Source organism: Streptomyces sp. NPDC088400 (assembly GCF_044753355.1).
Lineage (GTDB): Bacteria > Actinomycetota > Actinomycetes > Streptomycetales > Streptomycetaceae > Streptomyces.
The window spans coordinates 899,365-914,589 of sequence record NZ_JBIVMZ010000001.1; the positions used below are offsets into that span (position 1 = coordinate 899,365).

The following is a 15,225-nucleotide window of genomic DNA, read 5'->3' on the forward strand; positions in this document are numbered from 1 at the left end:
TGGCGTCGGCCGGGCCGCGGGGGCATCACGGGCTATGCCGTAGGGCGTTGGGGCAGGTACCGAGATACGCCGGCCGGGATCCGAAGAGACCCACACGGATCCGAGAGACCCACACGGGTCCGAAGAGACCCACACAGGTCGAAGGGTTCACGCGAGCGATCCCGTGTCGACCAGCAGCGGCCACAGCCCCGCCGTACGGAACAGACTCGGGAAGTCCTTGCGCCCCGTGATGCCGAGTTTGCGGTAGGCGCTGGACAGGTGGAGTTCCACCGTGCGCCGGGTGATGTGCAGGGTCGTCGCGATCCGCTCGTTGGTCAGGCCGCGCACGGCGTCGATCAGGATCTGCTTCTCCCGCTTGGTCAGCGTCAGCACACCGCCCAGCGGCGAACGATGGGACGAGCGCCCCTCGGCCGCCGCCAGCCGCTGGCGCAGCCGCATCGCGAGCGGCCGTGCCCCGCACCGGTCGGCCATTTCGAGCGCCGTGCTCAGCTCGACCACCGCCTCGTCGTGGCGTCCCTCGTCGAACAGGAGGCAGGCCAGGTCGGCGGCGGCCTGGGCGAGATCGAACTGGGCGCCCGTCTCCGTCAGCAGCAGGACCGCCTCACGCAGCGGCTTCTCCGCCTCCACGCCCTTCTGTACGGCTCCGAGGACGCGCAGCGCCACGCCGAGTTCGCGCGGCGTGTTGACGGCCTCGGCGGACCGGACCAGCTCCCGCGCCATGGAGCGGGCGTCCTCGTCCCGCCCGAACTGCGCCAGCAGATCGGTGCCGTGCACGTACCAGTGGACGCCGCCGGTGGCACCGGCCGGGGCACCTCCGCCGACGGCCGGGGCGCTTGCGATGCCGGCCTGTACGCCCCGGCCGTCGCACGCGGAACCGAGGTCGTGCGCCGGTGAGCCCGGACCGTGACCGCGCGCCGGGGCGCCGCTCTTCCACGCCTCCGTCAGGTCCCTGGAGGCGCCCGCCAGATCACCGCCGCCGGCCCGCAGCCGGGCCCGGGTGACCAGTACGTCGCGGTAGAGCCAGCCGGGCGGCAGACTGCCCAGGCACCCGTGTTCGCGCAGCAGGGCCCGCGCCTCGCCGTCCAGCCCCATGCTGATCTTGACATCGGCCAGCATCCCCACGACCCAGACCAGGATGGGGTGCTGGTACCGCGTCTCGTACCGGACCAGCGCGTCGAGGCACTCGCTGAGCTCGTCGTGGGCCGCGCGCAGCCGGCCCCGCACGAGGGCCATCCGCGCGGTGACGGGCAGCAGGAACGTCCGGTGCATCGGGTGCTCGGGGCAGAGCGCGCAGTCCTGATGGCGCCGCAGATGGGCGGCCGCCTCCTCGTCGCGCCCGTTCCAGACGAGGATCATCAGGGCCGTCATCATGAGGAGCGGGGAGAGGCACAGCCCCCGGTCCGTCCTCAGCGCTTCCCTGGCCTGGCGCACGGCATCGTTCGGGCCGGTGCGGTTGTACGCGGCGTCCTCGCCCAGGTGGCTGCGGAGCGCGGCCACCACGGTGGCCGCCGCGCGTACCTGCTCGGGCCCGCACAGGTCGGCCCCGAGAGCCGCCGCGTCCCCTCCTGGCGTGTGTCCCTTCGGTACGAGGAGCTGTTCACCGGGCTGGGTGGAGATCAGCGGCGGATAGTCCTGGAGGTAGTCGAGGATCCGGTGCAGCAGGGGCCAACCGGACAGCCGGCTCCGCGCGAGGACCGCCGTGGTCGCCGCCCGTACCCCTTCCCCGGGCTGGGCGCGGAGGTACAGCGCGGTGCTGACGCGCGCCAGCAGCGGGAAGCGGATGTCGTCCTCGGCGGATCCGGCAGGTCCGGTGGCCGACGCGGAGTTCTCCGTCGTCGTCCTCGACGTCCTCGTCGCTCTCGTCGTCTCCGCGGCCTGTGTCGCCTCCGCGGTCTCGGTGGCCTCCTCCAGCGTCCTGACCGCCTCTTCGAGACCGCCCACCAGATCGATCCGCATCCTGGCGTCCGTCAACTCAAGGAGCGCCGAACGCCGTTCGGCGCCGGACGCCACCTGCACGGCGCGCTCCAGGTAGGCGCAGGCCCTCTCCGGGTCCCGCGCGGCCAGAGCCGCCCGCCCGGCCAGCAGCAGTACGGGAACGGGCCAGGGGTCGTCCAGCGCGACGGTCGAGGCGGTCAGGTGATTGGCGATCTGTTCCACGGGAGCGTGTTTGTCATGAAGGTAAGCAGCGGCCGAGAGATGGGCGGCGTTGCGGCCCATAAGGGTCATACGACCGAGGAGAGCATTACGCATGACGTGATGGCGCAGAAAGAGTTTGTCGTCGTCCTCCACGAGTCGGGTGCGGACCAATAAGTCCGCGGCGGCGAGGGTTTCGTGCAGGGACAGCCCGCAGAGATGGGCGACGAGCAGCGGGTTCGCGGCGGAGTTGCTGCCGGCGATCGCGATGGCGGTGGCCACCTTTACCGCGTTCGGATCGATCCTGGCGAGCCGTGCCCCTATGAGATCGGCGACGGAGGAGGGCGCCACTTCGCTCACCAGCGTGCGGCCCTGAGTATCCGCCGCCTGATCATGTATGAGCCGTACGACTTCCATGAGCATGAACGGATTTCCGGCGCAGACCCGGTGACATTCGGTGACAAGTTTAGGAGCGGGAGCACGTCGCAGTGAACGCTTAATCAGGGTGGCGGCCTGTGTCCGGGTGAGCCCCTCCATTCGTCGTTGTCGCGCACCGGCGAGCAATTCGTACAGCTGTCCGGCCCCCTCTCTGCTCTCCCCTTCCCGTACCGATGCCACCAGCAGCAGCCGCGCGGCCGGAGGGGAGAGGAGCGCGTGCCGGAGGAATTCCAGTGAGGCGGTGTCGGCCTGGTCCGCGTCGTCCACGGTGACGACCAGCGGCATGGTGGTGGTCAGACCGGCGACGGTGGCTTGTACGTCGGACGGGGCGGGCGCCACGTCGGTCCACGGGGCGAGTTCGGGGGTGCCACCGCGTTCGGGCGCCGGCAGGGGAAGAGCCGTGAGTTTCCTGACCAGTTGGCGGGCGAGACTCAGCGGACGGTCGCGGTCCTCGGGTGCGCACACCAGGTCGACGGTGAGGCACCCCTTGGCGCGTGAGGCCGCCGAGAACGTGCGGAGCAGCGTGGTGCGCCCGATACCGGGTTCGCCGGTGACGAGGCATCGCACCGGCCCGCCTCGCTCGGAATCCTTCAAAGCCTGACGGAGCTGTCGCATCTCGGTTTGACGGCCCGTCATGAACAATCGATGTCCATTTTCCTTGCGTTGCATGAACTTCCTCCGTCACAGATCACTCCCCCGTTATTCGAAGCACCAACTGTCTGCTCGTGTCAGAGGTCTTCCGAAACGGATTCGTGTGTGCCTTTACGAAGAGGCAAACAGGGCAACGCGGTTCCGGTCGGGGCGGCGAACCCGGCGGAAGGATTTGGTATGGACCTCACGTTGGCATAGGCCCCGGAAGGGGGTTGGCCTCGGAGGGAGTTGGGTCCGGAGGGAGTTGGGTCCGGAAGGGGGGCCTCGGAAGTGAGTTGACTTCGGAAGTGAGTTCGACCCGGAAGTGAGGCGGATGCGGAAGTCGCGAGAATCATGGAATCGCGGGGCCACGGATGCGACAGTGGTTTTGACGACGGGTTTCGGCGACGGGTTTCGGCGGTGGGCCGCGATCTTCGCGGTCACGGTGGCGGGACAGTCCCGGTGGACTGCCCCGCACACCCTTACCTTTCCCTTCCCCCTCACGCACCCTGCCCACCCCCATGAGGCAGGTGTGCGTGCGGTCATGGGGACCGATACCGCGAAGAGCGGAGGGTCCAGCACCATGACGGGAGAAACGCTAGCGCCGGAGTCCTTGGACGTGTGACGGTCAAACGACCGACAATTGGAGGAGGGACCGCGACGGGTGAAGCGCCGAGTGCCGAACGAGCGGGACGAGATGACCACCGGGCTCGCGGGGGAGCCTTCCGCCGTCGAGTCCCCGGAAACCGGCGTACGGTCGGAACCGGGCGTTCCGCCGGGAGTTCCGCCGGGCGCGGACGACGGCCCTCCAGGCGGCGCCGACGGCTCTCCAGGCGGCACCGGCGGCCCTCCCGCCCCTGGTCACGCCCCCTCGGGGCGCGGCGTTCCGGGCCCGGCCGAGCGGGAGTTCGTCCGGTTCGCCTACCGCTACGCCTACCGGATCCGGCTGGTGGTGGTGTGCTCGTGCGCCGTACTCGCCGTACCGGCGATGCCCGTCGACAGCATGGCCGCCACGTCGGCCGTCTCCGCCGTCGTACTCGTCTGGAGCGCCCTGCACTACCGATTAGGGATGGCGGGAATCCGCCCCCGACTGATTCTGGCCACGGACCTGGCCGTACTGATCGGACTCTGCCTCACTCAGACACTGACGATTCCGGACACCCAGACCATGTACGGCAGCACCTGGCTGCTGGTGGTGGTCAGCATCGTCGCGGTCGGCTACCAGCTGATGTACCCGCCCGCGCTCGCGGTCGCCTTGGCGCTCCTGCTGGCCGTCGCCGACCTGGCCGGTGTCGTGCTGGACCGGCCGGACGGGTGGGACTACGCGCTGCCGAACGTGAGTTGGCTGCTGGTGCAGACCGCGCTCTCCCAGGGCATGTACCAACTGGTCCTGCGCGCCAGCAGAACCGCCGACGCCGTCGGCGCCGAGACCGCGGCCGCACGGCGACGGCACGAGGTGGCGCAGGCGCAGCGGTCGGCGGAGCGCGAGCACTTGGCGACGCTGCACGACACCGCCTGCGCGACGCTGCTGATGGTCTCGGCCCACGGCCGGTCCATCCATCCGCACATACTGCGTACTCAGGCGGGCAAGGACCTGCGGCGCCTGGCCTCGGAGCGGGTGACATCCGGTGAGACGGATGTGGCCCAGGAGCTGCGCGCGGAGATCGGCGACCATCTCCTGTCCGTACGAGCCGAGTTCGACGGCTCGCTCGGCCTGATGTGGCGGCCGGCCGCCGTGGCGATCCGGGGGAGCCTGGGAGAGGCGCTGCGCAATGTGGCCCGGCACGCGGGCGTCGACTCGGCGACCGTGACGGCGCGCCGGGAGGGCGACACCATCACCGTCACCATCAGTGACGGCGGCGTCGGTTTCGATACGGCCCAGGTGCCGCCGCACTGCCGGGGGCTGGCGCGCTCGGTGGTCGAGCGCATGGCCGCCGTCGGCGGCAGAGCCACGATCGACTCCGGGCTCCGGCGGGGCACGGCCGTACGGCTGGAGTGGCCGCATGTCTGACGCGCGGGGGCACGGTGCGTCGAACGACCCGAGGGACGCGACAGACCCGAGGGCCCTGAGGGCCCCGACGGCCCCGACGGACGGGGGAGTGGGCAGGGAAACGGGCAGGAAAACGGGCGGGGAATCGGGTGGGGACAAAGATGCGGGCGGGCGATCCGATCCGACGACCGACCGGATCGCCGACAGCATGCGCGGCGCGCTGCGGCTGGCCGGACTGATCATCCTCTCGGTGATCCACTTCGCACTCGCGCTGCCCGCCCTCCTCGCCAACCTCGGCAATTACCGGCACGCCTGGGTGCAGCTCACCGCGTTCGGACTGCTGACACTCGTCATCGTGGTGGACGCGCTCCTCGGAGCGGCCGGCCGTCGCAGGCCACGGTGGTGGGTGGTGACGGGACTGGTCGCCGCGCTGGCGGTGGCGGTCGTCGCCACGAGCCAGCTGCCGAGCACGTACTTCCTCGCGACCCCGCACTGGACGTTCCTGGAGATCGGCTGGTTCGGGGTCCTGCTGCTGTTCGACGCCGGGCTGAACGCGACGCTGCTCTTCGTCGGCGGCCATGTCGCGGTCACGCTCGTACAGTTGCTGCTCGCCGGGACTCCGTCACGCCAGGTCGCGGCGGGGATGGCCGTCAGCGCCCTGGCCATCTGCGCGTTCCAGATCGCCGCGGCGGTGATGGCGAGGCTGCTGCGGGACTGCGCGGCGACGGCCGGTGCCACGGCGCGCGAGCAGGAGCGGGTACGTACCGAGGCCGCGGTCTCCGCGCAGGTCCACGCCGACCAGCGGTCGCGCTACCGCGATCTGGGCCGCTCGGTGCTACCGCTGCTCACCGGGCTGGCCGACGGGTCGCTCGAACCGGGGGACGAGCGGGTCCGGCGCCGGAGCGCCTTCGAAGCCGCCCGGCTGCGTCGGCTGTTCGCCGAACGGGACCACGCGGCCGACCCGTTGATCCATGAACTCCGGGCCGGTATCGGTGTCGCCGAACGCCACGGCGTCGATGTGCAGCTCGCCGTGCGGGGAGCGTCGGCCCCGGTGCCCCGGCACCTGCGCCGCGCGCTGACCGAGCCCGTACTGGCCGCGCTCGCGACGGCGCGGCACAGCGCACGCGCCACCGTCGTGCGCGGCGGCGGGCTGGTGCGGGTGAGCGTGGTGACCGACGCGCCCGGGACGGACATCCCGGAGCCCGCCGAGCCCGGCATCCGGGTGCGTACGGTCCGGAGCGAGGGACGGCTCCTGGTCGAGGCGTCCTACGCGCTTCACGTGGAGAGCGGTCCCCTGGGCGAGCCGCGCAGAGAACCCCAGGCGCAGACCCGGGCCCGGGCCCGTACCCAGCCTCAGGACCAATCCCGGGCCCAGGCTTAGGAGTTCATGCCGAGAGGGTTCACGCGGCGTGCTCGGTGCACAGGCACCCGACGCCCCGCTCGATCCACTCCTGGCCGGCCCACTCGGGATGCCGCTCGACCAGCACCGCCCGGACCTCGGCGACGATCTCGTCCTCGCCCATCGCGGAGTCGCGCCGCCGCCAGGTCTCGTCTCGCAGCTCACGCAGGTAGTCGCGGACGTCGGTGAGCACCTGCGGGCCGCCCAGGTCGCCGTGGCCGGGAACCACCACCCGGGGCGCTGCGGCGGCCAGCCGGTCCATCACCGTCAGCCAGCGCAGGCCGGAGACGTCCGTGTCGTACGGCGGGAACCACGGGAAGATGGCGAACTGCCCGGTCTCGGCCAGATCCCCGGTGAACAGCACGCCGGCGTCCGGCACGTCGACCACCTGGTCGCCCTTCGTGTGGCCCCGGCCGGTGGGCCGCAGCCGTACGGTCCGGCCGCCGAGGTCCAGGTCGTACGCGTCGTCGTAGACCACATCGGGAGTGGGTATCCGTACGCCCTCCAGGCGCTGGGCGATCGGCCCGCCGAAGCCCCGGAACATCTCCAGGTAGCCCGGCCCCTTCGTCTTCAGGTCCTCCGCCTGTGCGCGGTTGACCAGGTAGGTGGCCCGGCCGGCGAACGCCTGCGCGCCGAAGGCGTGCTCGGGGTGGAAGTGCGTCGTGGTCAGGTACAGGCGACGGCCCTTCGCCACCTCGGAGGCGAAGGCGAGGACCTGCTCGGCGTTGTCGGTGCCGATACCTGTCTCGACGACCAGTACGGCCCGAGTGCCGCCGATGATGCCGATGTTGGGTACCAGATCGATCCGGCGGTTCGGGATCACCAGCAGGCCGGCGGCGATCTCCTCGGCGTCGCCGACCCGCACGGCGGGATCGGTCACCGGTTCGTCCACGATCAGTGCGTCCAGTGCGTCGTTCATACGCCGATTCCACTGCCGGGTCACCGCAGCCGTCCAAGACTCTTCAGGTGGCGTCGATACCGTACGGGTATCGTCGCTGGTCATGGAATTACGCACGCTGCGCTATTTCGTGGCCGTCGCCGAGGAACTCCACTTCGGCCGGGCCGCCGCCCGGCTGCACATGAGCCAGCCACCGCTGAGCCGGGCGATCAAGCAACTGGAGAGCGACGTCGGTGCCGGGCTGCTGCAGCGCTCCGCCGCGGGCGTCACGCTCACTCCCGCCGGGACGGCGCTGCTGGACGAGGCGCGTACGCTGCTCGGCCGGGCCGACCGGGTGCGCGTGCGGGTGGCCGCGGCGGCCGGCGCCGCGAACATCACCGTCGGCATCCTGGGCGACGGTTCCGACCGGGGTGCGACGCGGCTGGCCGCCGCGTACCGCCGGCGGCATCCGGGCGTCGAGGTCCGTGTCCGCGAGACCGACCTGACCGATCCGACCTGCGGGCTGCGCGCGGGACTGGTCGATGTCGCCCTGACCCGCGGGCCGTTCGACGAGACCGGCCTGACGGTGCACGAGTTGCGCGCCGACCCGGTGGGCGCGGTGCTGCGCGCCGACGATCCGCTGGCCGGCCGCGACCGCCTGAAGCTGGCCGATCTGGCCGACCGGAGATGGTTCCGGTTCCCGGACGGCACCGACCCGGTCTGGCAGTCGTACTGGAACGGGGGCGAACCTCGCGAGGGTCCGGTGGTACGTGTCGTCCAGGAGTGCCGGCAGGCCGTGCTCTGGAACGGCACGGTCGGGATGACCCCGCTCACGCACGACTCACCGGAGGAGCTGACCGCGGTTCCACTGAGCGACATGGCGCCGAGCCGCGTGGTGGCGGCGTGGAACGAGGGTGACGCGAACCCGCTGATCCGGTCGTTCGTCCGGATCGCGACGGCCGCGTACCGCGACTGAGCGCCTCGCGGCCGTCGTGGTCGGCGACCGCACGGCTCGGCCTGGGCCGTGCCTCCCCAACTCGCGGGCCGGTACCTCTACAGCTCGTCCAGCGACGTCAGTCCGTCCTGAATGGCCCGCGCGACCAGATTCGCCTTCGTCGTCGCCGGCCGCCCCGCGTTGGCGTACTTGATCCGTACGCGCTCCAGGTAGGTGTTCACCGTACGGACGGAGAGGCCCAGGCTCTCCCCGACCATGGCCTTGGACTCCGACTGGAACCACTCCAGGAGCACCTCCACCTCACGCGGAGTCAGCGCGGGCCGGCCCTTCCTCGCGTCGCTGCCGAAAGCACCGGCCAGCGCCGGTGGTGTGTAGGGACGGCAGTCGGCCGCCGCCAGCGTGGCCGCCATGAGGTGATTCTCCCCCTCGGCCTTCGTCAGGTACGTGAACGCCCCCAGATCCAGGCAGGTCAGCGCGGTCTCCTGACTGTCCTGCATCGTGTAGACGATCACTTGCCGTTCCTGCGCGACCAGTTGCTTCAACTCGGGGTAGGCGGGCACCCCGTGGGAGAGCTGAAGGTCCAGCACCACCACATCCGCGTCCCGGCCGGCCCCGCACATGGCCACGGAGAGGCCGGGCCCCTTGGCCGTCACCGTGATCGGCCGCTGTGACGCGGCGTACCAGGACTCGATCCCGGCGAGGACGACGGGATGGTCGTCGATCAGCGCGACGCTCACTGGTTCGTTTTCCGGCATGCCCCATGGTCCCTCCTGGGCCCTGCCTGACAAATAGCCCCTTCGACCGGTGCTCCGGCGGACCTGGCCGAGGGCGAATCTGGCTGGAAAATCTCCTGTGATAGCTTGCCGAGGCCAGTCGAACCCATGTACGTGGGTCAGGGAATCCGGTGGAAATCCGGAACTGACGCGCAGCGGTAAGGGTGACGGGCGTGGCATCGGCCACTGGACAGCTGAGTTGTCCGGGAAGGCGTCTCGTCCGGGGGATCCCGAGTCCGAAGACCTGCTGGCGGCCTCCGTCCTCGACCTGTGGCGGGGGAGCACCGTACGACCGGGCTCCGCGCATGGGCCCTCGACGCAGAGGAACTTCCGTGCCGATCGCGCGCTCCGCCCGCACCCGCACCCGTGCCACCGTCCGTCACGCCACCCTTTTTCTCGCCGGGGCACTGCTCCTGACGGCCTGCGGCGGCGGGGGCTCCTCCGACGACGCGTCCACGTCCGACGCGTCCACGTCGGGCAGTGACGCCGCCGGATATCCCCGCACCCTCGACAACTGCGGACAGAAGGTACGGGTCGACGTGGCGCCCAGCCGTGCCGTCTCGCTCAACCAGGGCACGACGGAGATCATGCTCTCCCTCGGTCTCGCCGACCGGATGGTGGGCACCGCCACCTGGACCGACCCGCTGATGAAGGGGCTGGAGAAGCCCAACGCCCGCGTGAAGCGGCTGGCGGACAACGCCCCCTCCTTCGAGAAGGTCCTGGACACCGAGCCCGACTTCGTGGCCTCGTCTTTCGAATCGACGCTGGGCAAGGGCGGTGTGGCCACGCGCCCGCAGTTCGAGGATCTGGGCGTACCCACGTACGTCTCCCCGTCCGACTGCACCAAGGACAACAGCGGCGACGGCGACGGAGCCCGTTCGACGCCGCTCAGCATGGACGACGTCTACGGCGAGGTACGCGACCTGGCCAAGGTCTTCGGTGTCGAGGAGCGGGGCGAGAAGGTGGTCGCCGGGCTCAAGAGCCGGATGGCGAAGGCCACGGCCGGGATCGATGCCGCGAAGGGCGGGACGGACGAGAAGGCCGCGGACGGCGAGAAGGCCGGAAAGCCCACCCTCCTCTACTGGTTCGCCAACTCCGAGTCGCCGTACATGGGCGGCTGCTGCGGCGCTCCCGGCATCATCACCAACGCCGTCGGGGCGAAGAACGTCTTCGACGACAACCACGAGGAGTGGCCCCAGATCAACTGGGAGACGGTCGCGGACCGTAACCCGAGCGTTCTGGTGATCGGCGACCTCACCCGTAAGTCGGAGACGGCCGAGACCGCCGAGAAGAAGATCGAGTTCCTGGAGTCCAATCCGGCCACCCAGAACATGGACGCCGTCAAGCACAAGCGCTACGTCCTGCTCAGTGGCCAGGCCATGAACCCGACCATCCGAACGGTCGAGGGCGTCGAGAAGGTCGCGGCGAAGCTGCGCGAGATCGCGCCCGCGAAGTGACGGTCGAACGTACGGAGCGGTCCCGGGAGGCCACGGGGGTTCCGGCGGCCCCCGAGGCACGAGGTGCGGACGGACCTGATCCGGACGTACCTGATCCGGACGTACGCGGCTCAGGCGTACGCGGCTCAGGCGTACGCGGATCAGGCATACGCGGCACGGGTGTACGCGCCTCAGGCATACGCCGGTTGCGGCACGGCCTCCTCTGGGCCGGCGGGATCGCCGCGCTGTTCCTCTCCGTCGCCGTCGCGATCACCATCGGCCCCGCGAACATCCGCGTCGGCGACGTCTGGTCCGTGGTGGCCACCCATATCGGCTGGGGGGATTCCGGCCTCACACCGATCCGGGACGGGATCGTCTGGAACCTACGGCTGCCCCGCACCCTGCTCGCCGCCGTCTGCGGCGCCGGACTCGCCGTGTGCGGGGCGGTGATGCAGTCCCTGCTCCGCAACCCGCTCGCCGACCCCTTCGTCCTGGGCGTCTCCTCAGGGGCCTCGACCGGCGCGGTCGTGGTCGTCGTGCTCGGCGTCGGCGGCGGGGCGCTGTCCATCTCGGGCGGCGCGTTCCTCGGAGCCCTGTGCTCGTTCGCGCTCGTGCTGCTGCTCAGTCATACGCTCGGCGGCACGGTGGACCGGGTGGTGCTCTCCGGAGTCGCCGCCATGCAGCTCTTCTCGGCCATGACCTCCTTCATCGTGATGACGGCGGCGGACGCGGAGACCACGCGCGGGGTGCTGTTCTGGCTGCTCGGATCGCTCAGCGGCGCCGGGTGGACCGACGTGTGGGTCTGCCTCGCGGTGCTCGCGGTGGCGCTGCTGGTGTGTCTCGGGTACGCGCGGACGCTCGACGCGTTCGCGTTCGGCCAGGACGCGGCGGCGACGCTGGGCGTCTCCGTGGCCCGTACCCGTGTGGTGCTGCTGTGCGTGACGGCGCTGCTGACGGCGGCGCTGGTCAGCTCGGCCGGGGCCATCGGCTTCGTCGGCCTCGTACTGCCGCACGCCGCCCGCGCGCTGGCCGGTCCCGGCCACGGCCGGCTGCTGCCGGTCACCGCGCTGACCGGGGCGGTGTTCCTGGTCTGGGTCGACACCCTGGCCCGTACGGTGCTCGACCCGCAGGAGGTGCCGGTGGGTGTGGTGACCTCGTTGATCGGCGTACCGGCGTTCGTCCTGGTCCTGTACCGCGGCCGGAGAATCCAATGAAGCGGACCGCGAACACAGAGACGAGTACAGGTACAGGTACAGGTACGGGTACAGGTACGGGTACAGGTGCGGACACGGACCCGGACACGGATACGGCGACCGCCTCGGGTCTGCGCGCCGACCGCGTCTCCCGTACCGCCGGCGGACGCCTGATCGTGGACGGGGTCAGCCTCGCGCCGCCGCCCGGGTCCATGGTCGGGCTGCTCGGACCGAACGGCTCGGGAAAATCCACCCTGTTGCGCCTGCTCTCCGGCGTCCTCGCCCCCGCCTCCGGCGTCATCACCCTCGACGGCCGCCCGCTCGCCGAACTCGGCCGCAGATCGCTCGCCCGCCGCGTCGCCGTGGTCGAGCAACAGGCCGACACCCAGGTCGAGTTGACCGTACGCGATGTCGTACGGCTCGGTCGCGTCCCACACCGCCGCGCCTGGTCCGCCGCGGCTGCCGGGGACGACGAGGCCATTCGTACGGCTCTGGAACGCACCGGCCTGGCAGACCGGGCAGGACAGTCCTGGCACACGCTCTCGGGCGGCGAGCGCCAGCGGGTCCAGATCGCCCGCGCGCTCGCCCAGGAGCCCCGTGAACTCCTGCTGGACGAACCGACCAACCATCTGGACATCCAGCACCAGCTCGACCTCCTGAACCTGGTCGCCGAACTCCCGGTGACCAGCGTCATCGCGCTGCACGACCTGAACCTGGCGGCGATGTACTGCGATCAGCTCGTCGTGCTGAAGCAGGGCCGTGTCGTGGCCGGCGGCAGCTCGTGGGACGTCATCACCGAGCGCCTCATCGCGGATGTGTACGGGGTGCGCGCCGCCGTCACCCAGGACGGGCCCGAGGGGCGCCCGTACGTACGGTTCCTCGGCACGGTGCCCACGCCAAGGTCGACGTCAACGCCAACGTCAAGGCCGGCGTCAACGGCCTGAACGCGGCGGCCCGGCGTGGCGGTCGCAGTCCCAGCCGCGGTCGCAGTCCCAGTCGCGGCCCCAGCCCCAGCCCCAGTCGCAGAGTGCCGCCCCGCTGAATCGTGCACATCCTTGTTGCCTAGGATGTGCAAGTGCGCAATTACTGCATCCGAACCGCGACCCCCGACGACCTCGACACCGCCCGTGCGGTGATGCTCGACACCGTCTACCGCGACTTCGGTACGGGATACGTCCCACGCTGGCACGCGGACATCATCGACCTCGCGGGCGCCTACCTCGCCCCCGCCCGCCACACCCTGCTGGTCGCCGTCGACGAGAGCACGGGCGTGGTCGCCGGGACCGCCGCGCTGGACGCCCGGGGGCCGGCCCACCCGCCCAACCCCCGCTGGCTCGCCGAGCGTTACCCGTCGGGGGAGACCGCCCAGCTGAGGCGGGTGTACGTACGCCCGGACCATCGCCGCCAGGGGCTGGCCCGCAGGCTGGTGCGCGCACTCCTGGACTTCGCCGCGACGGAAGGCGGCTACCGCTCGGTCTATCTGCACACCGACCCCGCCGTTCCCGGCGCCGAGGCCTTCTGGCGGGCGACGGGGAAAGTGGTGTGCGATGAGCGCGAGGAGCCCGGCGGTGGGCAGGGGATCGTCCACTTCGAGGTCCCGATGGCTTGATGGAAATCATTTTCATGTAGTCTCTCGTTCCGCCCCACGTCAGCCCTGCCCATCGCGCCATCACGTCATCACGTCATCACGTAGAGACGCGTAGAGACGAGAACGAGGACCATGCGATCTGTCCGTCGCCGCCGGTTCGCCGCCGGCCTGCTGCTCGCCCCCCTGCTCGCCCTCCCGCTCACCGGCTGCTTCGCCTCCGGCGGCAGCTCCGACGGCGCGTCGTCCTCGGGCTCCGGCAGTGGTGGACGGCTGCGGATGGCGCTGGCCTTCCCGCCCACCGAGAACTTCTCCCCGTACGGCGCCGACGCCACGATCCTGAGCCGGCTCGGCGTCACCGAGGGACTGACCCGCCTCGACGGCAACGGCGCCGCGAGCCCCGCGCTCGCCGAGTCCTGGAGCCGTGAGAACGACGGCAGTTGGCTGTTCACGCTCCGTGAGGCCCGCTTCCAGGACGGTACCGAGGTCACCCCGGAGTCGGTCGCCGCCGCCCTCACCCACGCCGCGAGCGCCACCCCCGTACCCACCGCGCTCTCCGAGGTCAAGCTCACCGCGACCCCGTCCGGCGACCACCGGGTCCGCGTCACGACCGCTGAGCCGGACCCCGCACTGCCCTTCCGGCTGGCGGGCCCGAGCATGGCTGTCCTGTCCCCGAAGGCGTACGCGAAGGACGCCAAGAGCAACGGCTCCACGAGCAAGAAGCGGGGCGGCGCCGTCAACCCCGTCGGCACGGCCACCGGCCCCTTCGAACTCACCAAGGTCACCGGCTCCACCGGCGCCACACTCGACCGCTTCGACGACTACTGGGGCGGCCGGGCCCACGCCTCCGGTATCGATGCCAGGTTCATCGCCGACGGCACGGCCCGCGCCAACGCCCTGCGCAGCGGCGAGGAGGACATCGCCGAGGCGATACCGGTCGCGCAGGCCGCCTCCCTCACCGAGGGCGCCGCGCACGAGGTGGCCACCACCCGCAACACCAGCCTCCACCTCAACACCCGGTCGGGTCCCTTCGCGGACCCGGAGGTCCGGGCCGCCGCCCGCCGGGCCATCGACACCTCCGTACTCGCCAAGAATGTCTACGAAGGACACGCCGACCCCGCCCAGGGCATCTTCGGCCCCGCGCTGACCTGGGCGAAGGGCAAGCGCGAGAAGCCCGTCGGACGGGCGGAGGCCGCCACCGGCAAGGACATCAAGGAGATCAAGGACGTCAAGGGCGCCACCGTCACCATCGCCACGTACGACAACCGGCCCGAGCTGCCCGAGGTCGCCCAGGTGCTCCAACAGCAGCTGGAGAAGGCCGGGTTCACGGTGAAGCTGACAGTCCGCGAATACGCGCGCATCGAGAGCGACGCGCTGGCCGGGAAGTTCGACGCCTTCGTCTCCGCGCGCAACACGATGCTCGACACCGGTGACCCCGTCTCCGCCCTCTCCACCGACTTCACCTGCGACGGGAGTTACAACCTGGCGCTGCTCTGCGACAAGGGGGTGGACCGGGCCGTCGCCACGGCGGACTCCCTCGCGGACCCCGGCAAGCGGCAGGACGCGGCGATGGCGGCGGAGGCCAGGATCCTCGGTACGGACGCGGTCGTACCGCTGGTGCACCAGCGGATCATCGTGGGCGCCGCTCCGTCGGTACGGGGCGTGACCCTCGACCCGTACGAGCGCGGCCTCGCCACCGCGAGCACCCGGCGCTGATCCCGGCATGGACCGCCCGGCCCCCTCGCACAGCCCGGCCCGCCCGGCCCCCTCCTCGTACCGCTCGGCCGCCGTGCGACTCGTGCGACTCGTGCAATTC

Annotated in this window: 11 protein-coding genes and 1 riboswitch; of the genes, 8 read left to right on the forward strand and 3 right to left on the reverse strand. The window is 71.0% G+C overall.

Features of this window, described 5'->3' with window-relative positions; genetic code table 11:
• Positions 1-147 precede the first annotated feature (147 nt).
• Positions 148-3,240, reverse strand: coding sequence for an AAA family ATPase (locus ACIQD6_RS04090; RefSeq protein WP_401877705.1), 3,093 nt, complete (start codon positions 3,238-3,240; stop codon positions 148-150).
• A gap of 625 nt (positions 3,241-3,865) precedes the next feature.
• On the opposite strand from ACIQD6_RS04090, the gene ACIQD6_RS04095 reads away from it, so the two are divergent.
• The gene (locus ACIQD6_RS04095) at positions 3,866-5,212 is read left to right on the forward strand and encodes a sensor histidine kinase (RefSeq protein ID WP_401877707.1); all 1,347 of its coding nucleotides are present in this window, start codon (positions 3,866-3,868) and stop codon (positions 5,210-5,212) included.
• Positions 5,205-6,572, forward strand: a complete 1,368-nt coding sequence (locus tag ACIQD6_RS04100) for a hypothetical protein (RefSeq protein ID WP_401877709.1) — start codon at positions 5,205-5,207, stop codon at positions 6,570-6,572. The genes ACIQD6_RS04095 and ACIQD6_RS04100 overlap by 8 nt, the downstream gene beginning before the upstream one ends.
• A 19-nt stretch (positions 6,573-6,591) precedes the next feature.
• On the opposite strand, the gene ACIQD6_RS04105 is transcribed toward ACIQD6_RS04100, so the two are convergent.
• Complete coding sequence (locus ACIQD6_RS04105; protein WP_401877711.1) at positions 6,592-7,509, reverse strand: MBL fold metallo-hydrolase; 918 nt, start codon at positions 7,507-7,509, stop codon at positions 6,592-6,594.
• Between the two features lie 82 nt (positions 7,510-7,591).
• Here ACIQD6_RS04105 and ACIQD6_RS04110 point away from each other — a divergent pair, with 82 nt between their 5' ends.
• Positions 7,592-8,443, forward strand: a complete 852-nt coding sequence (locus ACIQD6_RS04110) for a LysR substrate-binding domain-containing protein (protein ID WP_401877713.1) — start codon at positions 7,592-7,594, stop codon at positions 8,441-8,443.
• Positions 8,444-8,520: 77 nt separating this feature from the next.
• Here the strand turns inward: ACIQD6_RS04110 and ACIQD6_RS04115 are convergent, their stop codons facing one another.
• Positions 8,521-9,177: a DNA-binding response regulator gene (locus ACIQD6_RS04115; protein ID WP_401877715.1), complete on the reverse strand. Its 657-nt coding sequence runs from the start codon at positions 9,175-9,177 to the stop codon at positions 8,521-8,523.
• A gap of 98 nt (positions 9,178-9,275) precedes the next feature.
• Positions 9,276-9,462, forward strand: a riboswitch (cobalamin riboswitch).
• A 65-nt stretch (positions 9,463-9,527) separates the two neighbouring features.
• Here ACIQD6_RS04115 and ACIQD6_RS04120 point away from each other — a divergent pair.
• The 5 genes from ACIQD6_RS04120 (at position 9,528) to ACIQD6_RS04140 (ending at position 15,125) form a co-directional block, all read left to right on the forward strand.
• On the forward strand, positions 9,528-10,652 hold the full coding sequence (locus ACIQD6_RS04120; protein WP_401877717.1) for an ABC transporter substrate-binding protein: 1,125 nt from the start codon (positions 9,528-9,530) through the stop codon (positions 10,650-10,652).
• Between the two features lie 146 nt (positions 10,653-10,798).
• Positions 10,799-11,845: a FecCD family ABC transporter permease gene (locus tag ACIQD6_RS04125; protein WP_401878129.1), complete on the forward strand. Its 1,047-nt coding sequence runs from the start codon at positions 10,799-10,801 to the stop codon at positions 11,843-11,845.
• Positions 11,842-12,768, forward strand: coding sequence for an ABC transporter ATP-binding protein (locus tag ACIQD6_RS04130; RefSeq protein ID WP_401877719.1), 927 nt, complete (start codon positions 11,842-11,844; stop codon positions 12,766-12,768). Before ACIQD6_RS04125 ends, ACIQD6_RS04130 begins: the two co-directional genes overlap by 4 nt.
• Positions 12,769-12,899: 131 nt before the next feature.
• A complete protein-coding gene (locus ACIQD6_RS04135) occupies positions 12,900-13,433 on the forward strand; it encodes a GNAT family N-acetyltransferase (RefSeq protein WP_401877721.1) in 534 nt (177 codons plus the stop codon).
• Positions 13,434-13,544: 111 nt separating this feature from the next.
• Positions 13,545-15,125 (forward strand): ABC transporter substrate-binding protein, encoded by a 1,581-nt coding sequence (locus ACIQD6_RS04140; protein ID WP_401877723.1) that lies wholly within the window; start codon positions 13,545-13,547, stop codon positions 15,123-15,125.
• The last annotated feature ends 100 nt before the right edge of the window (positions 15,126-15,225 follow it).

Coding starts and splice junctions, on each gene's coding strand:
- ACIQD6_RS04090 (WP_401877705.1), bottom strand. CDS start 3,240: ATGCAACGCAAGGAAAATGGACATCGATTGTTCATGACGGGCCGTCAA.
- ACIQD6_RS04100 (WP_401877709.1), top strand. CDS start 5,205: ATGTCTGACGCGCGGGGGCACGGTGCGTCGAACGACCCGAGGGACGCG.
- ACIQD6_RS04105 (WP_401877711.1), bottom strand. CDS start 7,509: ATGAACGACGCACTGGACGCACTGATCGTGGACGAACCGGTGACCGAT.
- ACIQD6_RS04110 (WP_401877713.1), top strand. CDS start 7,592: ATGGAATTACGCACGCTGCGCTATTTCGTGGCCGTCGCCGAGGAACTC.
- ACIQD6_RS04115 (WP_401877715.1), bottom strand. CDS start 9,177: ATGCCGGAAAACGAACCAGTGAGCGTCGCGCTGATCGACGACCATCCC.
- ACIQD6_RS04130 (WP_401877719.1), top strand. CDS start 11,842: ATGAAGCGGACCGCGAACACAGAGACGAGTACAGGTACAGGTACAGGT.
- ACIQD6_RS04140 (WP_401877723.1), top strand. CDS start 13,545: ATGCGATCTGTCCGTCGCCGCCGGTTCGCCGCCGGCCTGCTGCTCGCC.